Source organism: Rubrivivax gelatinosus, from assembly GCF_016583785.1.
GTDB lineage: Bacteria > Pseudomonadota > Gammaproteobacteria > Burkholderiales > Burkholderiaceae_C > Rubrivivax > Rubrivivax gelatinosus_B.
Map to the genome: position 1 here is coordinate 1 of NZ_NRRU01000061.1, position 18,901 is coordinate 18,901.

The window sequence follows — 18,901 nt, forward strand, 5'->3', positions numbered from 1 at the left end:
TCGAAGTTGCCGGCGCCGGTCAGCCCGATGAGCGGCGCGACGCTGCCGTCGGGCGCGATGCGGCGCACGTGTTCCCGGGTGCCGAGCACCAGGCTGCCGTCGGGCGCTGCGGCAATGGCGATGGGGGCAAGGCTGAACTGGGCCAGGCCGGCCTCGGTGGCGTCGTTCGGGAAGCCCGTGAACGGCAGCTGGGCGAGCACGCCGGTTCCGGGCGTGAAGCCGCTGTTGCCCAGCGGCTTGGCCACCGCGATCGTGGTCACCAGGCCGCTGGCGTCGACGCTGCGTACCGCGCCGAGGAAGAGGTTCGTCTCGGTGATCAGCAGCCCGCCGTTGGCCGCCGGGGCCAGGGCGCCACCGCTGAGCGTGTTGCCGATGACGGCGGCGCCGCGCGGGCCGTCTCGGGGCACCGTCGCGCCCGCGGTGCCGGTCAGCGTCGTCACGACGGCGCTGCCGGTGTCGATCTTGCGCAGCAGGCCGAAACTGTCTCGCACATAGAGCGTGCCACCCGCCAAGGCCATCTCGCCGGGATACGGAACCCCCGCCGCGGTGCCCGTGCCGTCCGGCGCCGACGTGCCGACGCCATTGCCGGCCAGCGTGTCGACCGTGCCGGCCGCATTGCCGCTGCGCAGAATGCGCCGGATGCGATTGTTGTTGGCGTCGGCGACATAGACCGTGCCGTCGTCGGCGACCGCAATCCCATTGGGCTGATTGAATCGGGCCGCGGCGGCGGGGCCATCGACATAGGCGTAGACGCCCGGCGCGCCGGCGTAGGTGGACACCGCGCCCGCCGTCGTCACGCGCCGCACGACGCTGTTGCCGGCGTCGGCCACATAGAGGTCGCCGTCGGGCCCGATGGCGATGGCGCGCGGCAAATAGAAACGCGCCGCACTGCCGCTGCCGTTGGCACTGCCACTGACGCCGGGCGAGCCGGCGATCGTCGTCACCGTGCCGTCTGGCGCCACACGCCGCACGACGTTGCCCGATTGCTCCGTGACGTAGAGCGCGCCGGACGCATCCTTCGCAATGCCGTAGGCGCCGTTGAAGCGGGCGGCAGCGCCCACGCCGTCGACGGTGCTGCCGCTCCTGTCGGCCACCGAACCGGCGATCAGCGTGATCGATTGCAGGTCGGCGGCCAGGCGCAGCACGGCATTGCCCGAGACGAAGGCGTAGCTGCCCGTGCTCTCCCTGACGATGCCGCGCGAGAAGTCGATCTCAGCCTGACGGCGCAGCCCGTTGATCGCCACCGGTGTCATGACCACCGCGGGCGGGTTGCTCACCGTCAGCGTGGCCGCGCTGCTGGTGCCCGCGCTTTGTCCGCCACAGTCGAGCACCGCCCGGAACTGCGCGCCGCTGTCGGCGATGGCGGCGGTGTGGGTGTAACTCGCCGCGGTTGCCGAGGCGATGGCCACGAACGCGCCGTCGGCGCCGCTGTTGCGCTGCCACTGGATGTTCAGGCTGCCGCTGCTGCAGGTCGCCGCCACGCTGAAGCCGGCCGACGCGCCGGCGCTCACCGCCACATCCACCGGCTGCTGCGTGATCGACAGCACCGGTGGCGCGGTGCTCACTGTGAGCGTGGCGTCGCGGCTCGTCGCGGTGCCGGCGGCATTGCTGACCAGCACGCGAAAGACCACGCCGGTGTCGGTGGGTGCCGCGGCCGCGAGCGCGTAGCTGGCGGCCGTGGCGCCGGCGATGGCGGCGCCGTTGCGTTGCCATTGGTAGGCCAGCGGCGCGCTGCCGGTCGCCACCACGGTGAAGCTCGCGGGCTGGCCGCTCGTCACGTCGAGGTCGGCAGGCTGCTGGGTGATGACGGGCGCATCCGCGGCCGCCGGGCCCCCGCCGGATGGCGGTGCATCGGAGCCGTCGCCGCAGGCGGCGACGGCGGCGAAGCACAGGCCGGCCGCCGCGGCGCGCAACCCGCGCAGCCGCAAGGCGGAACTGAAGAGGCTCATGAAGGATGTCGTCACGGGGGGCTCCGCAGGGAAGTGAAGACCGGCGCTGCGCTTGCCGCGCAGTACCTGCTGCTTCATTGAACGAAGTCCCCCGCGGCCGATGGACATCGGCACCACGTCTTTTAGCACTGGAGCCCCCTGTCCGGATGGCCGGCTTCAGCGGCGCTCGGTAGGGCTTGTGCCCGTGCCTGCGCGCCGCGCAGCGTCCTCGGCTTCGGCCAGGGCGCGCCGCGCGTTCGCCACCGCCGGGCTGTGCACGGGGTCGTACTGCACCAGGTGCAGGGTCAGCGACTTCTGCAGCACCGGCAACGCCTCGGCTGCGCGCCCCTCGCGCAGCAGCGCCTGCCCCAGTACGGCCGTCATCTGGGCCTCGGCGACGCCGAAGAAGCGACGTTCTGGCAGCCGGTCGAGCGCGGCCAGGCCTGCGGTGGCCACGCTGCGCGCCTCGGCATCGCGGCCGGCGGCCAGCAGCAGCTGCGCCTCCTCGGCCTGGCGGCGCAGCCGCAGCGGCGCGGTGTCGGTTTCGCCCGCCTGCTGCGGGTGGTCCCGGAAGTCCTGCAGCGCCTGTTCGGGCCGCCCCGCGGCCAGCCAGTAGCGGCGGCGCACCGCGCGGACCGCCTCGACCGTAGCGCCACCGGCACGGGCCGTGGTCGCGAGCGCCCGTTCGACGTCGGCGCGTGCTTCGTCCAGTCTGCCGAGCGCGACCAGTGCATCCGCACGGGCCGCCAGCAGCGGCCCCATGCGCTCGGTCGTGGCCCGCGGCAGCAAGGCGCGCGCTTCGTCGAGCGCCGCCAGTCCGCGCGCGGCGTCACCATACGCGACCAGCGTGCGACCGTAGTTCGCCATCACCGCTGACGGAACCTCGCCTTCTTCGGGCCCGGCCCTGCGCGCCCACGCAACATCCGCGTCGGCCGCGGCCAGGGCCTCGTGCAGCAGCCGGTTCTCGTACTGGTAGCGCGCCAGCTTGAAGCGGGTGGCGCGAAACGCCGGCTCGTTGCGGCGCTCGCTCAGTGCGACCGCACGGCGCAGCGTGGCGCCGGCCGCCTCGATCTGGCCGAGATCGTTCTGCACCGCGCCGAGCGCGGAAAGCACCATGTGCAACTCGCCCGTTTTGCCCTGCAGATCGATCCAGGCGGCGGCGTCGACCAGCGCTTGACGCGCCTCCGCCAGAGCCCCCGCCTTGCGCGCGTTCTCACCCAGGGTGAACAGGGCCTCGATGCCGTCCGCCGAAACGCCCTGCGCCCGGGCAAGGGCCGCGGCGCTGCGCGCCCGCGCCAGCCCCAGCGGCGGGTCGGCACTGACGTAGACCATCGCCAGCGCGGTGTCGATCATCATGCGGACAGCGTCGTCATCGCGGCGACGGCTGCGCGCCGCCGCGTCGGCCTGCAGCAAGACGGTGAGGGCCTCGTCCCGCCGCCCCAGGCTGCTGAGATCCAGGCCGATTTCGACTGCCGAGCGCAAGGCCTGATCGCTGTGCGCGCCGTACAGCCGCGTCGAAAGCGCCAGGCTGCGGCGCTCCAGCGCGATGCTGGGCTCATTCAAGGCCATGCCCACGTACATCTGCGCCATCAGCTTGTACAGCCGCAGCTGCGCCTCGGGAGCCGAAGCCAGCTCCCGGTCGACGCGCTCGGCACCGCGGTCCAGCAACTCGCGCGCCGTGGTGGCACGCGCCGCCACGGGATCGGCCTGGTCGCTGGTATTGGCGTCGAAGACCGACTCGATGAAGCCCTGCACGGCCTCGGCCGTGGCGGCCGCGCGCGCGGCCTCGCGCGCCTGCCACAGCGCGACCGCCGTGCCGGCGACCAGCGCCAGCGCCACCCCTGTCGCGGCCGCCACCTGCAGGCGATGGCGGTGCACGAACTTGGCCGCACGGTAGGCCAGACCGTCGGGACGCGCCTGGACCGGCTTGCCGTCGAGATGGCGTTGCAGGTCCTGCGCAAACGCGTCCATCGTCGCGTAGCGCTCGCCAGCGGCCTTCTTCAGCGCCTTGTTCAGGATGGAGTCGAGATCGCCGCGCAGCTGGCGTGCCAGGCGCCGGTCCGTTGCGCTGTCGCTGGCCAGCGGCGGGTCGGCGCTGGCGATCGCCTCTTCCAGCTCGGCCACGCTGGCGCGCTTCAACCGGTAGGGCCGCGTACCCGCCAGCACCTCGTAGGCCACCACGGCCATGCTGTAGATGTCGCTGGCGGTGCCCAGCGGCTCGCCGCGGATCTGCTCCGGGCTCGCATAGTCCAGCGTCAGCGCGCGGCCACCGAGTTCGGTCAGCGCGGTCGCGCGCGTGCGCTCGCCTTCCAGCAGCTTGGCGATGCCGAAGTCCAGCAGCTTCACCTGCCCGTCGCGGGTGACGAGGATGTTGCTGGGCTTCAGGTCGCGGTGCACGACCAGCCGCGCATGCGCATGCGCGACCGCGGTCATCACCTGCCGCAGCAGCCCGATGCGTTCGTGCACGCCGGGCGCGTGGGCCAGGCAGTAGCTGTCGATGGACTCTCCCTCGACGTACTCCATCGCCAGGAACGGCCGCCCCAACGCGTCGACGCCGGCGTCGTACAGCCGCGCGATGTGTTCGTGTTCGAGCGTGGCCAGGATCTCGCGTTCGCGCGCCAGGCGCTCGGCAAAGGCGTCGCCCCAGACGATGCGCGGCAGCTTCAGCGCCACACGGCGCTTCATCAGGCCGTCGGAGCGGTCGGCGAGCCAGACCGCGGCCATGCCGCCGCGGCCGAGCTCCGAGATCAGCCGGTAGGCGCCGACGTGGCTGCCCGCGACCAGGCCGCTGCCCGGCGGCTCGGCGTCGGCCAGGTCCAGCCTGGGCACCTCGCGCAGGAAGTCATCGGTCTCGACGCTGGCGCGGTGCGCCAGCAGCGTGCGCAGGGCCTGGGCGTGCGCGGCACGCTCGCCCGACAGGCCATCCAGCCACGCGGCGTGCGCCGACGCCGGCAGGCCGAGCGCTTCGTCGAGCAGCGCGCTGATCGCCGGCCAGTCGGCTGCGAACGGCGACAGCGGCGTCACGGCGTGGCCCCGGCCAGGCGGCCCACCATCTTCAGCCGCGCAGCGCGTGGGCCAGCAACAGGCGCGCCTTGTCCCAGTCGCGGCTCACGGTGCGCTTGGACACGCCCATCACTTGCGCGATCTCGGCATCTTCCATGCCGCCGAAGTAGCGCATCTCGACGACGCCGGCCAGGCGCGCGTCGATGCGGCCCAGGTCTTCGAGCGCGGCATGCACTTCCAGGATTTCGTCGGCCGGGTCGGGCAGCGAGGCCTTCATGTCGGTGGACAGCGTGACCTGATCCGCGCCGCCGCCGCGCCGGTCGGTCTGCGCCACGCGGGCCGCGTCGACGATGATCGAACGCATCACCGTCGCGCAGTAGCCGAGGAAGTGCGCGCGGTCGTTCAGTGTCAGGCTCTCGCGCTGCACGAACTTCAGGTAGCACTCGTTGACGAGCACGGTCGTGTCGATCAGCCCATCGCGGGAACTGCGCGACAGGCGCCGGCGGGCGATCAGCCGTAGATCCGGATAGAGCAGCTCGAAGATGCGGTCGAAGGCCGCGCGGTCTCCCTCGCGTGCACGTTCGATCAACAGCGTGACTTCCCCCATGCCTGCGTTCCGCACCACAGCCGACAAGCCGGAAACCTGATGGTAGCCGCGGAACCATCAGGCCATGGCCCTGAGCCGGCCGTGGGCAGATGCCAGCATGTATCACCGTGTCAGCCACGGCCGGGCCCGGCAGAGCCCGGGCGCAGCGGCGGCAGCCCGATAAGCCACTGCCCAGGCCTCACCAGCGACATCAGACCTGCGCATGCGCACGCCAGCGCCAGGGCCGCCGCGGCGCCGACGTGCGGCGCCAGCAGCACGAAGGCAGCCCCGAATGCGGCCTTGCCGAACAAGCCCCAGGCATAACCACGCAGGAAGGTCGCGACGGTGCGGTGCCCGCCGCGCGCGTGTTCGAACATGGCCACGGCCGCGCTGATCACAGGCAGCGACGACAGCAGCCCGGTGGCGAAACTGCCCAGGGCCGGGCCTGCGGTGGCAGCCAAGGCGGTGAGGCCGGCCGCCGCGAGCGCCGCGCAGGCCAGGGAGCGACGCGGGTGCGGCAGCGCCACGGCCTCGGGCGCACAGCGCGGCATGCAATACAGCGCCAGCGCACTGCAGCCGAGCCCGAGCATCAAGGCTTCGGCCAGGCCGGCACTCGCGGCATACGCCGGCCAGGCCAGGATCAGGGCGCCGGCCAGGCCGCACAGCAGCGCGCAGACATGGCCGCGGCGCCGGGACGCGAGCGCATAACCCAGCGTGAAGATCGCCAGCATGGCGCAGGCGCTCACGCTCGCGATGGCCGCGTCCATGGCGAAGCCGACGCCACGTTCGTGGATGAGCCAGGCCAGCGTGGGCGCCGTGATGGTGGGCAGTGCGGCGGCCACACCGGCCAGGCGCCGGCCGCTGCGCCCTGCCACCACCATCACGACCCACACCGTCGCCGCCGTCAACACCACCTTGAAGACCCAGTCCATGCTGCTCCCTCGTCGCCATGGAGGCCCTGCGCACAGTCCTCATGACCAGGTGAACGAGATCGGCGGTCGAGGTTTGACATCGACAGGCAGGGGGCTGCGGTCTTTCGCGGGAGGGAGAAGCCGAGGGCTGGCAGGCGGCGTCACGCGGCGACGAACGCGCTCGGCCCGCCGCACAAGCAGTCGTGCGCCTGCACACAAGTGCGCCGGCGGTCCTGCTCCTACCCTTTGATGGTGCGATGCAGCAAGGCGGGTGTGGTGCCCGCCGGCTGGCACCGTTCAGGAGCACCGGACCATGCACATCACCTCCCTCGCGGCCACTCTGCGCGCCGCCGCCTGTCTCGCGGCCCTGGCTTTCGGCGCCACCGGCGCCCACGCCGAAGCCGCCAAGCCGCCGGCGCAGTGCGCCGCGCTGCAGGCGAAGTACCCGCAGTTCAAGGGCAAGAACCTGGTCAACGCAATCAACCCGCACACCCCGGGCTACGAAACGCTGGACCCGAAGGACCCGAGCCGGTACGTCGGCTTCGACATCGACCTGGGCGAGAGCATCGGCGCCTGCCTGGGCTTCACGCTGAGCTACAAGCCGGTGACATTCGCCGCGCTGCTCACCACGCTGCAGTCGGGCCAGGCCGACATCGTCATCTCCGACATCTACGCCACCGAAGAGCGCGCCAAGGCGGCCGACTTCATCACCTACTCCAAGGTCTTCGACGGCGTGCTGGTGGCCAAGGGCAACCCGAAGAAGATCACCGGCATCAACACCTCGATGTGCGGCGCCATCGCCGCCGAGAACACCGGCTACGTCGAGGTGCCGCTGATCCAGGCGCTGGCCGCGCAGTGCAAGGCCATCGGCAAGCCCGCGCCCGAGATCCAGCTCTACGACAACAACCAGAACTGCATCCAGGCCATCCTCGCCGGCCGCGCCGACACCTACGTCAACGACGTCAACACCGTCGACGGCGCCGTCAAGGCCTACCCGGACAAGCTGGAGAAGGCGGTGGCGGTGACGATCCCGTACTCGGTGGGCATTGCCGTGCCCAAGGGCAAGACCGACTTCCGCGACGCCGTGATGGCGGCGCTGGTGCTGCTGCAGAAGTCGGGCATCCAGACCGAGCTGCTGAAGAAGCACGGCCTGCCGGTGGCGAACCTGGAAGCCCCGCGACTGGTCCTGGGGAAGTAGGGCCCCCGAGCTCGCTATCGCTCGCTACCCCCCGAGGGGGCCGTCCGCCAGCGGACCGGCAGAGCCGGGCCGCGGCGGGAAGCTTGGGGCCCCCAAGCTCGCTTTCGCTCGCGACCCCCCAAGGGGGCCATCCGCCAGCGGACCGGCCAAGCCGGTCCGCGGCGGGAAGCTTGATCGCACCGGCGTGCTGCGTCGGGTCACTGAGATGGACCTATTTCTGCACTACCTCAGCCTGCCCTATCTGATCGAGGGTATCGGCTTCACGCTGGCGGCCACGCTGATCGGGCTGGCGGGCGGCGTGCTCGTCGCGCTGCCGCTGGCGGCCATGCAGCTGAGCCGCCACCGGGTGCTGGCGGCGGCGGCGCGCGGCTACGCGGTGATCTTCCGCGGCACGCCCCTGGTGCTGCAGATGATCTTCTTCTACAACGCCCTGCCCTACGCCGGCATCAAGCTGCCCGGGCTGCTGGCCGCCGGGCTGGCGCTGGCCTTCAACGAAGCCACCTTCATCGCCGAGATGCTGCGCTCGGGGGTGGTCGGCGTCGACCGCGGCCAGGTGCTGGCCGGCCAGGCCCTGGGCATGACGCCGCGCGTGCTGCTGCAGCGTGTCGTCGCGCCGCAGGCGCTGCGCTCGATGCTGCCGGCGATGGGCAACGAGGCCGTCAGCACGCTGAAGAACTCGTCGCTGGCCTCGGTGGTGGCGGTGCAGGAGCTGACGCTGCGCAGCACCCAGCTGGCCTCGTCGACCTTCGACTTCTTCCCGGTCTTCATCGCCTCGGGCGTGATGTACCTGGTGCTGACCGGCGCCTTCAGCCTGGTGCAGCTGGCGCTGGAGGCGCGTTTCGACCTGGAGCGCCAGGCGGCGCTGCGCGGCGTCTCGCGCTGGCTGCCGTGGTGCCGGGTGATGCCGGCCGCGGCCGCCGGCCCCGTCGAGGCCGCTGCCGCCGCCGAGGCCGAAGCGCCGCCACCGCCAGCCGCGCCGACGGACCGCGAGGCGCGCGCCGCGCGCCTCGCCGAGGCCCCGGTGGCGCTGCGCATCAACGGCCTGAGCAAGGCCTACGGCGGCCGGCCGGTGCTGCAGGACCTGAACCTGGTCGTCAAGGCCGGCGAGGTCGTCGCGCTGCTGGGCCCCAGCGGCTCGGGCAAGAGCACGCTGCTGCGCTGCATCAACCACCTCGACAGCTGGGACGCCGGGCGCATCCACGTCGGCGGCCACCGCCTGGGCTACCGCCCCGACGGCCAGCTGATGAGCCCCGCCGACCTGGCGCGCGAGCGCGCCCGCCTGGGCGTGGGCATGCTGTTCCAGCAGTTCAACCTGTTCGCCCACCTGACGGCGCGCGAGAACGTCGCCGGCCCGCTGCGCTGGGTGCACGGCTGGAGCGCCGAGGACGCCGACCGGCGTGCGCTGGCGCTGCTGGCGCGTGTCGGCCTGGCGGCCCGCGCCGACGCGCTGCCGCGGCACCTCTCGGGCGGCCAGCAGCAGCGCGTGGCGATCGCACGCGCGCTGGCCCCCGGCCCCAGCGTGCTGCTGCTGGACGAGCCGACCTCGGCGCTGGACCCGGAACTCGTCAACGAGGTGCTGGAGGTCATACGCCGGCTGGCGGTGGAAGACGGGCTGACCATGCTCATCTCCACCCACCAGCTGCGTTTTGCCGCCGAGGTGGCCGACCGCGTGGTCGTGCTCGCCGGCGGCCGCATCGTCGAAAGCGGCCCGGCGCTGCAGGTGCTGCAGCAGCCCGGCCATCCCGAATCCGCCCGTTTCCTGCGCGTCATGGCCGCCGACGTGCTGCCCGGCGCCGCCACGCCTGCCAAGGACTGAGACCATGAAACACCACACGCTGCGCGTCTCTCCCGAGACGGTCCACTGGGGCTACTTCAGCAAGGCGGTGACGCCGTCGCTGGTGGTGCGCTCGGGCGACCGCGTGACCATCGAGACCCTGACCCACCACGCCAACGACGACCACGAACGCATGATCGCAGGCGACCCCGGCGCCGAGGCCGTGTTCGCCTGGACGCGCGAGCACAAGGGCGTGCCGCGCCGCGGCGCCGGCCCGGTGACGGGCCCGTTCAAGCTCGGCGAAGGCGAAGGCGTCGGCGTGCACCTGCTGACCGGGCCGGTGGTGATCGAAGGCGCCGAGCCCGGCGACGTGCTGGAGGTGCGCATCCTCGACGTGCGCCCGCGCCCGAGCTGCAGCCACTGCTACGCCGGACGCTGCTTCGGCAGCAACGCCGCCGCGTCCTGGGGCTTTCACTTCCGCGACCTGATCGAGGAGCCCAAACCGCGCGAGGTGGTGACGATCTTCGAGCTCGACACCGCCGGCGAGCCCTTCGCGCGCGCCGTCTACAACTACGTCTGGACGCCGCAGACCGACCCCGACGGCGTGGTGCACGCCACCATCGACTACCCCGGCGTGCGGGTCGACCACGCGCTGGTGAACAAGCGCGAGAACATCCTGCGCAACGTCAAGGTGCCGGCGCGGCTGCACTTCGGCACGATGGGGCTGGCGCCGTCGGAGTCGGACTTCGTGAGTTCGATCCCGCCCAGCTACACCGGCGGCAACATCGACGACTGGCGCATCGGCAAGGGCGCGCGCATGTACTACCCGGTGGCCGTGCCGGGCGCCTTCTTCTCGGTCGGCGACCCGCACGCGGCTCAGGGCGACAGCGAGCTGGGCGGCACCGCGATCGAGACCTCGCTCACCGGCGACTTCGAGTTCGTGCTGCACAAGCACGACGAACTCGGCGGCAGCATCCTCGAAGGCCTGGACCACCCGCTGCTGGAGACCGACGAGCTGTGGTCGGTCTACGGCTTCACCTACGCCAACTACCTGGCCGCGCTCGGGCCCGACGCGCAGACGCTGATCGGCGCCAAGTCCTCGCTCGACCCGGCGATGCGCGACGCCTTCAGGAAGCTGCGCCGCTTCCTGATGACGGTGCACCGGCTGAGCGAGGACGAGGCCATCGCCCTGCTGTCGGTGGCGGCGGACTTCGGCGTGACGCAGGTGGTGGACGCCAACTGGGGCGTGCACGGCTCGATCCGCAAGAACGTCTTCACGGACCGCTGAGCGCCGCCCGGGGCGTGCGCCCGGCGAACAGCGCCTTGCGGATGACCGCGTGCACGCCCCAGTTGCCGTCGACGACCTGGGTGATGCCGAAGTCGACGGCGACCGACATCAGCGAGATCGCCTCGTCCTCGCTGAGCCCCATCGCCGTCATCAGGAAGCGGCGCGTCTTGCGGAAGGCGTCGCGCATCGCCGGGTCGAGCGAGGACTTCTCGTAGATCGCGCTGCGCGCCTTGTCGCCGAACTCCTTCAGGTAGTCGGCGTGGCTGAAGCCGTGGATCACCCATTCGTCGGGCGTCTCCACCAGCGGGTAGTCGATGTCGGCATAGGGCTCGCTGCCCAGGTCGGCGGCCTTGTGCAGCACGACCTGGAAGACGCCGGTGAGCGAGCACTCGATGGCGGTGCCGCAGAGCTCGCTGTCGCCCTGCGAGGCGTGCGGGTCGCCCACCGACAGCAGCGCGCCGTCGACGCCCACACGCAGGTAGACGGTGGCGCCCTTGGCGATGCGCCAGTTGTCCAGGTTGCCGCCGAAGGACGACGGCGGCACCGAGTCGACCAGCCCCGTGACCGCCGGCGCCACCGCGATGACGCCGAAGTGCGGCCGCACCGGGATGCGCACGCCTTCGAGCACGCCGTGGTTCTCGACGATGGAGGCGCGGTCGACAGGGATGCCGGGGTAGTCGATCGTCGGGTGCAGCACGCCGCTGGGGTCGGTCTGCGGCGTCCAGCGGAAGTTGTAGACCGCGTGCGCGCAGGCCTGGCCCTGGCTGCAGTCGACCTCGTAGATCGTCACCACCTCGCGCTGGCGCGGCTCCTCGATCAGGTCCTCGTAATGGAAGCCCCACCAGGCGGCAGCGTTGCTGCCGAAGGCGCGGCCCTGGTACTTGGCGTTGGCCGCCAGTCGCGGCGCCAGGTCGAGGATGCGCAGCTCCAGCACGTCGCCGGGCTCGGCGTCCTGGACGTGGATCGGGCCGGTGCAGATGTGCACGCCGAAACCCTCGCCGCTGCCGCGGCCGTAGATCGAGGCGTCGGTCGGGCCGGCGCCGCGGCGGTCCACCGCCTTGTGCTCGTGCGTCCAGGCGAACACGCTCTCGGCGCCCGAGTCGCCCTTGATCATGCGTTCGTGGTCGTCGTAGGCGTGCTGGGTCAGGGTCTCGATCGTGACGATGTCGCCGGACGCCACGCTCAGCACCGGCGGGATGGCGCGCGAGAAGTAGCCCCAGTGGATGGTCTTTGCGGTGGCCGGCAGGTGGTGGTGGCGCCCGGCCGCCACCGCGCTGCCGTGCGCCAGTGCCGACGCCGCCTGCGCGGCGCTGCTCTCGTCGCCGCCGCCGGCAGCCGCGGCGGCCGCGGCCACCGGGTCTTCGGCCGGGGTCTCGAAGTAGCCCGAGGGCCAGCCGCGGCGGATGCGTTTGCGCAGCGACTGCTGGCTGGCTTCGTTGGCCTGCTGGCGGTACTGGCGCGGCGACATCGAGAAGCGGTCGCGGAAGCAGTGGCTGAAGTGCGCCGGGTCGTTGAAGCCCCAGCGAAAGCAGATGTCCGAGATCGACAGGTGGCCGTACTGGCGGTTGGCGAGGTCGGCGCGGCAGCGCTCCAGCCGGCGCTGGCGCAGATAGGCGGTAAACGACTGGCCCAGGCCTTCGAACAGCTTCTGCACCAGGCGTTCGGAGACGCGTTCGTGCGCCGCCACCGCCGCCAGCGACAGCGAGGCGTCGCTGAGCTGGGCCTCGATGTGCTCGCACAGCCGGCGCAGCGTGGCCGCGCGCGTGCGGCTGGCCGCCGGCTGCTCCGGCCCGGCCTGCGCCGCCTGACTGGTGGCGATGAACTCCGACAGCGCCGACTCCACCGGCGCGATGTCGCCGTCGTCCAGCGTGTCGAAGGCGTCGGCCAGCGCCGACAGCGTGCCCGCGAACAGCCGCCCCAGCCCGGCGCGCCCCGACAGATGGCCCAGCGCCAGCGCCGGCGCGTCGGGCAGCCGCGCTTTCAGGCTGGCGCCGGGCATGGAGACGATGAACTGGCGGAAGTCGGAGCGGAAGTCCAGGCCGGCGCGGGCGCGCGCCGGGCCGAAGACGATGTCGCCGGGCGCCAGTTCGATGCGCTGGCGCCCGTCGTGCAGCGCGGCCTCACCACCCAGGTGCAGCGCCAGCCACAGCGCGTCGGCTTCGTCGCCCAGGCGCAGCAGGGTCTGCGGCGACGAGGCGATGCGCGCCAGGCCGACGCCGCGGCCGGTGCGCCCCGCCGTCAGGCTGCCGTACAGCGGCGGCGCCGCCGCTGTCAGTTCGGGCTGCAGGCGGTGCTGCTGCAGCGCATCGCGCCACGCATGGTGGCGCTGGTGCACCGGAAAGGAATCGGTCGAGAACTGATCGACGCGCAAGGGGGTACTTCCAGACTGCTGGCACGGCAAACTGCAAGAAGTGCGCCATCAGCGCCGGGCGGCGCTGGCACGGGACTGGCTGCAGCCAGGGCCTCATCCACTTCGAATGGCCGGCCGCCGCCGCGGGGCGAGCGGCACCCCGGCCGCCTGCAGCATGTCGCCCCTGTTCCACATGATCGCCGGCGCACCCGACCCGGTCGCACCCTTCAGCCACGCCGTCGAAGCCGAGGGCTGGGTCTTCGTCACCGGGCAGATGCCGTTCACCGGCACCTCGCTGGACGCGCCCTACCCCGAGGGCATCGAGGCGCAGACGCGCCAGGTGATGCACAACCTGCAGACGGTGCTGGCCGGCTGCGGCCTCGGTCTGGAGCACGTGCTGCAGGCGCGTGTCTACCTGCTGCACTTCGACGCGGACTACGCGGCGATGAACGCCGTCTACGCCAGCTTCTTCGCCCCCGGCCGACGGCCGGCGCGCACCTGCATCGGCGTCACCGGGCTGGCCAAGGGGGCGCGGATCGAGATCGACTTCGTCGCGCGACGGCCGGCGGCGGGCTGATCCTCCGTCTTCGGTGTCCGGAGGCTTGACGCCGCGGGGCGCAGCGTCCGGAGCTCTTCGGATTGCCGGGGCGGTGCGGGCCGGTGGCAGCGGCTCAAGTGGCGAGTGGCGAGTGGCGGCTGGGGCGGCTGGGGCGGATGTGACCGCCGCCCCGTCACCGACGTTCGAGTCAGGCCGCAGCCTTGCCGCCAGCGTCCTCGCGCGCGAAAGACTCCATGTCGTCGACAGGGTCGGCGAGGTACGCGTGCAACCCCGCTTCCCTCGTAGCCGGCGCCGCCGTCGGCCACGCCGGGTGCCGGTCCTCGAGCCCGAACCGAGCTAGGGACAGACGCGTCTGGAAGCCCACGCCTAGTCTGCGCCACCATCTTTTCGGGGGACGACCGTGCCTGTTTCAGCCTTGTCCGCCCCGGCGCACCTCTGCATCTTCGTCCATGACCCCGACACCGGCCACCCGACGCTGCGGCTCCCCCTGTACGCCGAGGTGGCGGTACCGCGCACCGTGCCGAAACTGCCTGCGAGCGAGCGCTGGCGCGAGCCGGTCCGCGCCGCGCTGCAGGAGGTCGACCCGCAGGCGGCTGCCGACACGGCGGTGCGGGGCCGGGTGGAGGCGGCGGCGCTGGCCGCCTTTGCCGGGGTGCTCGACGAGCCCAGCCGGCAGCGCCTGATCGGCGACCCGGGTCTCGCGCGCGGTCTCGCCGGGCAGGCGTTCAAGCACGCGCTGGAGGCAGCGCGCAGCGAGCACTTCGCGGCGGTGCCGGCGGCTACGCTGGACAAGCTGCTCGCTGCGGCGGTGCGCGCGCTGGCGCCTGAGTTCGAGCTCGGAGTCGTTCCCGAAGTCGACGACGCCGGCGACGTATGGTCGTTTCCGCTGGGCGTCCTGACCACCGACCACGTCGGCTACTGCTCGTTCGACCTGAAGCGTCTTCGCCCCGATGTGCAACTGCTGCTGGCCGAGGCGATCGAGGCGCGGCGCAACGATCCGCAGGCGCGGTCCCGGCTCGCGATCTGGATCTCGTCCTACGGCCACCCGGGGCGCATAGACGCACTGGCGCAGGCTCGTTTCGCCTCGGATGCCGTGGTCGCGCGGCTGGCGCTGAAATGGAACACGCTGCCGGCGTCGCTGATCAACATGGGCCCGCGGGCGCTGCAGAACCCCGGGCTCACCGACTGGCGGCTGTCGCCGGCCTCGTTCGCCGCCAGCCCCAAGACGCTGGTGGGCGAAAACGGCTGCGAAGAACTGGTACCGGCGAACCTGGCACTGCAGGAGTTCGTGCTCCGGCAGGTCGTGCGGCTGAACCAGGCGCCCGATACCTTCGAACTGCCCGAGGGCTTCAAGGCCGCTTACGTCGACGACTACAAGGTGTCGTGGTTCTCGCTCGGCCATTCGCTGGGCGAAATCCTGTACAGCCTGCCGCTGGCGCCCGGCGAGACGGTGCGCCTGGCGGTGATCGACTGGTCCTGGGACAGCCGCACGCAGCGCGACGAGAGCACCCGGCTGACCGAGGAGATCCTGCATCAGACGCACCGCGACCGGACCATCTCCGAGACCGTCAAGGCGGGCTTGAAGGAAATCCAGCACGGCAGTTCGTTCATGGGCGGCATGGCCAGCGCCACCGGCGCCAGCGGCGGCGCGAACCTGGGCGTCGTCGGGCTCGGCGCCGCGGCCGGCAACACCTGGAGCCTGGGCGGCAGCACGGCCACCAGCGAAGGCAGCCGCGAGCTGGCGGCCGAGAACGTGCAACGGCTCAACGACAGCTTCTCGCAGGCGAGCTCGGCTCAGCGCGAGATCAACTCGACCGTCGTCATCCAGGCGCGCCAGGAGGAGAACGAGAGCATCCAGACGCGCACCTTCTCGAACTACAACCACAGCCACACCCTCACGGTGATGTACTACGAGGTGCTGCGCCACTACCGCGTCACCGTGCAGTGGGTGCGCCGGCGCGAGGCGGTCCTGGTGAAGCTCGGTTCGCGGCTGCCCGGGGTGCTGAGCGCCGCCGTGCTGCTGGGCCGGCGCTACATGCTCGAGCCCTTGCTGCTGGACCCCAGGCTCGGGGCCGCCTTCGACGCCGCGGCCCGTGTCGCGCTCGGCGAGGAAAAGCTCAAGCGCGACACCAACAAGTGGGCCGGCAGCAGCCAGACCATCGACCCGGGCGCCAAGGTCTTCACCCAGCTCATCGCTCAGTTCACGACCAACGACGACGACACGTCCGAGCCCGTGTTCGTCGTCCTGCACCTGCACGACGGCCGCGTCTTCGAGTTCCAGTGCGACGGCGCCGGCGATGAAGGCACGTCGCCCGAGTTCGTCAAGGCGCTGCCGGTGGCGCTGGCCTGGAAGGAGATCAAGGGCGTCGAGGTCAAGCTCAAGGACATCAACGACGGCGGCGACTGGACCGTGACCAACATCCTGATCACGATGCTGACCGCGGCCAACGAGCGCACCAACATCCTGGCCGACGCGGCGCAGCACGAACTCGACGACGACGGCGGCAGCACCGGCCTGATGCTGTCGACCCAGCCGCCACCGCCGACCACGTCCACCGTCGGCCCCAAGCCGCAGCGCGTCGATTACGTGGCGGCAGAGGACGATCTGGCGCTCAACGCGCTGATGTCCCACCTGGAGCTCAACCGCAGCTACTACGACGGCGTGCTGCAACTGGCGAACAACCCGAACAACATCGCCGTCGAGTTCGAGGGCCGGCCCTGGACGGCCGGCCAGGTGATGGCCGACCATGTCGACCCCGCACCGCTGGACATGTTCGGCAGCTACGTGGCGTTCGGCCTGGCGCGGCAGTCGGCGCGCGTCGACGACAGCTTCGTCGTCGACGTGGCAGCGGCCTTGAACGGCGACGACCCCGCACGGCGCCAGGCCGCGCTCGACCGGCTCGCCGCGCTGGACGACGCCGACCGGCAGTTCGTGCTCGGGCGGCTGCCGCTGGCCTCGGCCGTGTCCGAGCGCCTGCTGAGCATGTCGACGCGGGGCGTGTTCGCCGAGGGCAAGCTCGGGCACTGCAATGTGTCGGAGGAAATCGACAACACGCGCTTCTGGAAGTGGGACGAGCACCCGCTGCCGATCGAGGCCCCGGAGATCGCCGCGGTGCAGCCGGTGCAGCCCTCGCCGCAGGCGGTCGGCGCCACGCCGAGCGCGTTCCCGCAGGCGCTGGTCAACATCGTCAGCCCGACGCCGGCGCCAGACCCGGCCGGGCTGGGCGCGGCCTTGGCCTTGCTGGGTACGCCCGGCATCTTTCGCGACATGTCCGGCCGCCAGGAGGTGGCCGACCTGCTGAAGAAGCTCTCGGACAACTCGATCGCGATCGCCGAAGCCGCGAACCGGGCGCGCGAGATCCAGGCGAAGTACGGCACCGACCTGGACAAGCAGGACAAGGACCTCGAGCTCGGGCGCACGCAGGCCGACGCCGAGGTGGCCAAGGAGATCGTGCGCCAGCGCGCCGCGCAGGCCGAGAAGGTAAGCCCGAGCCAGGCCCAGGACGCGATCAAGCTGTCCGAAGCGGAGAAGAACAAGGGCAACAAGACGCCCGAAGAGCACCGCCAGTACAGCCAGCAGGTGCAGCAGAACGTTCAGGGCGCCAAGCCGACGCGCAAGTCCAGGGCGAGCATCAAGTTCAACGTCGACCTGAAGGGCTACGGCAACAACCTGCTGATCGGCCGCTTCGGCATCGACGTCAAGCAGCGCGGCACCGCGGTCGGTTTCCTGATGGCCACCGACTACTCGCGCCAAGGGCAGCTGGAAGTCGGCGTCACCAACGAGTTCGACGACCCGCGCTACCAGGTCGAGATCAGCGGCGAAGTCCTGGGCGGCGTGGGCATCAACGCGCAGCTGCGCGGCCGCGACGTGGTGCAGATTCCGCGCGAGGACTTCGACGCCTACGACTACTTCTACCTGATTGCGACCGCCGAGGTGGGCGAGTTCGACTTCGAGACGACCAGGAGCGACGAGATCGCCCACGAGGTGGCCAAGAAGATCGGCGGCGGGGTGGACGCGGAGTTCGCGATGAAAGCCACCATTACCGCCAAGACAGAGGGCGGCATCGAATGGAAGGATGGCCAGACCCATACCAGCGCGACGGCGGTCAAGTTGAAGATCGTGTACTACAAGGGAGGCTTCACCGTTGCGTACGTCAAGAAGCCTTGAGGCGGGCGCCGCGCGGCCGTCGCTCTGAACGTACTGCAGGTGCGGTGAGGACGGCACGCCGGCGCCTCGCCAGCACGGCGAGACCGGCCAGCAGCAGCGCGAAGCTGCCGGGCTCGGGAACCGGGGTCATGATGAAGCCGACGCCGCGGCCGGTCGTGCCGTCGTGGGCGTTGCCGACGATCTGCCCGGCGTCGTTGATGTCCTCGGTGGTCACGAGGCCCCAGCCGGCCGCGACCAGCGCCGGGTCGAGGAAGCGGCTGGGGTCGACGAACGCGCCGTCGACCCACATCGCCGAGAAGCCGCGGCCCGGCTGCGCGGTCGACCCGCCGACCACCACCCCGGCGGCGCTGATCGCGGATGCCACGCTCCAGCTGCCGACGGTCTCGAGCTCGTGCAGCCCGTCGCCATCCCAGAACGCCGCCCGCGGCTCGCCGGTGAGGCCGTTTTCCAGCAAGCCCCTGATGCTGCCGACGGCGACGCCGCTCGAACCGACGTTCCACGCACCGCCCCAGAAGCCCTCCGGCAGCGGCAGCTCGATGAGCTCGTCGTTGCGCCACAGCGCGGGTCGTTGAACGCCGGCTGCGCTGGTGATGTAGCCGGCGATCAGGCCGTCGTCGTTGATCGCCGACGCTTCGGACCACCAGAGCCCGGGTGACGGCAGCGTGCGCGCGACGCCGCCGTCCCAGCGCGTCGGGACCATGCTGTTGCCCAGCGGGCTGCTGCCGACCACCGTGCCGGCATCGTTCAGGTCGTAGACCCGCGAGTAGCCGTTCCACTGCAGCGGGGCGAGCTGGCCGGCCGACCAGGTCCACGCGGCCTGGTCGGTCCACAACAGCACGGTGCCCGAGGCGTTCGACGCCAGCGCCTGCACATTGCCGAAAGCCGTTCGCCGGCCGTCGTGCCACCAGATCGCCCCTTCCAGCCCGCGTTCGCCGCCATAGAGGTAGCCGACGACGTCGCCGCGCGAGTTGATGGCGGTGACCTGCGCCAGGTCGTGGCCACCGAAGGGCTCGAGCCAGGTGAAGCGGTAGCCGTCGGCCGCGCCGGCCGGCGCGGCTGGCAGCACGGTCGCCGCCAAGGCCAGAAGCCACGGCGCGAAGGCACTGCGACCGGGCGAACGGGCGCCGCCATGGCAT

10 protein-coding genes and 1 pseudogene are annotated in these 18,901 nt (G+C 71.6%); 5 read left to right on the forward strand and 6 right to left on the reverse strand.

Features of this window, described 5'->3' with window-relative positions; all coding sequences use genetic code 11:
• The 4 genes from CKO43_RS16025 to CKO43_RS16040 all read right to left on the reverse strand — a co-directional run.
• A partial coding sequence (locus CKO43_RS16025; protein ID WP_455710410.1) for an NHL domain-containing protein occupies positions 1-2,057 on the reverse strand: 2,057 nt, incomplete at its 3' end.
• Positions 2,058-2,105: 48 nt separating this feature from the next.
• Positions 2,106-4,952 (reverse strand): protein kinase domain-containing protein, encoded by a 2,847-nt coding sequence (locus CKO43_RS16030; protein ID WP_200379223.1) that lies wholly within the window; start codon positions 4,950-4,952, stop codon positions 2,106-2,108.
• A 31-nt stretch (positions 4,953-4,983) separates the two neighbouring features.
• Positions 4,984-5,538 carry an ECF-type sigma factor gene (locus CKO43_RS16035; RefSeq protein WP_200379224.1) on the reverse strand — a complete coding sequence of 185 codons (555 nt, stop codon included), beginning with the start codon at positions 5,536-5,538 and terminating at the stop codon, positions 4,984-4,986.
• Positions 5,539-5,648: 110 nt separating this feature from the next.
• Complete coding sequence (locus tag CKO43_RS16040) at positions 5,649-6,449, reverse strand: hypothetical protein (RefSeq protein ID WP_200379225.1); 801 nt, start codon at positions 6,447-6,449, stop codon at positions 5,649-5,651.
• A 292-nt stretch (positions 6,450-6,741) separates the two neighbouring features.
• Here CKO43_RS16040 and CKO43_RS16045 point away from each other — a divergent pair, with 292 nt between their 5' ends.
• From CKO43_RS16045 to CKO43_RS16055, 3 genes and pseudogenes are all read left to right on the forward strand, one after another.
• Positions 6,742-7,626, forward strand: a complete 885-nt coding sequence (locus CKO43_RS16045; protein ID WP_200232069.1) for an ABC transporter substrate-binding protein — start codon at positions 6,742-6,744, stop codon at positions 7,624-7,626.
• A 205-nt stretch (positions 7,627-7,831) separates the two neighbouring features.
• Positions 7,832-9,442, forward strand: coding sequence for an amino acid ABC transporter permease/ATP-binding protein (locus CKO43_RS16050; protein WP_200379226.1), 1,611 nt, complete (start codon positions 7,832-7,834; stop codon positions 9,440-9,442).
• Positions 9,414-10,688: pseudogene (locus tag CKO43_RS16055) on the forward strand (acetamidase/formamidase family protein); the annotation flags it as partial. The gene CKO43_RS16050 and the pseudogene CKO43_RS16055, both read left to right, overlap by 29 nt.
• On the opposite strand, the gene CKO43_RS16060 reads toward CKO43_RS16055, so the two are convergent.
• Positions 10,675-13,059: an acetamidase/formamidase family protein gene (locus CKO43_RS16060; protein WP_200379228.1), complete on the reverse strand. Its 2,385-nt coding sequence runs from the start codon at positions 13,057-13,059 to the stop codon at positions 10,675-10,677. The pseudogene CKO43_RS16055 and the gene CKO43_RS16060 sit on opposite strands and share 14 nt — an antisense overlap.
• A 154-nt stretch (positions 13,060-13,213) precedes the next feature.
• Between CKO43_RS16060 and CKO43_RS16065 the strand changes: the two genes are divergently transcribed.
• Both CKO43_RS16065 and CKO43_RS16070 read left to right on the forward strand, forming a co-directional pair.
• A complete protein-coding gene (locus tag CKO43_RS16065) occupies positions 13,214-13,615 on the forward strand; it encodes a RidA family protein (protein ID WP_242478225.1) in 402 nt (133 codons plus the stop codon).
• 382 nt (positions 13,616-13,997) lie between these two features.
• Positions 13,998-17,765, forward strand: coding sequence for a hypothetical protein (locus CKO43_RS16070; RefSeq protein ID WP_200379229.1), 3,768 nt, complete (start codon positions 13,998-14,000; stop codon positions 17,763-17,765).
• Here CKO43_RS16070 and CKO43_RS16075 read toward each other — a convergent pair.
• Positions 17,752-18,831 carry a PEP-CTERM sorting domain-containing protein gene (locus CKO43_RS16075; protein ID WP_200379230.1) on the reverse strand — a complete coding sequence of 360 codons (1,080 nt, stop codon included), beginning with the start codon at positions 18,829-18,831 and terminating at the stop codon, positions 17,752-17,754. The genes CKO43_RS16070 and CKO43_RS16075 overlap by 14 nt on opposite strands.
• Positions 18,832-18,901 lie beyond the last annotated feature (70 nt).

Coding starts and splice junctions, on each gene's coding strand:
- CKO43_RS16035 (WP_200379224.1), bottom strand. CDS start 5,538: ATGGGGGAAGTCACGCTGTTGATCGAACGTGCACGCGAGGGAGACCGC.
- CKO43_RS16040 (WP_200379225.1), bottom strand. CDS start 6,449: ATGGACTGGGTCTTCAAGGTGGTGTTGACGGCGGCGACGGTGTGGGTC.
- CKO43_RS16045 (WP_200232069.1), top strand. CDS start 6,742: ATGCACATCACCTCCCTCGCGGCCACTCTGCGCGCCGCCGCCTGTCTC.
- CKO43_RS16050 (WP_200379226.1), top strand. CDS start 7,832: ATGGACCTATTTCTGCACTACCTCAGCCTGCCCTATCTGATCGAGGGT.
- CKO43_RS16065 (WP_242478225.1), top strand. CDS start 13,214: ATGTCGCCCCTGTTCCACATGATCGCCGGCGCACCCGACCCGGTCGCA.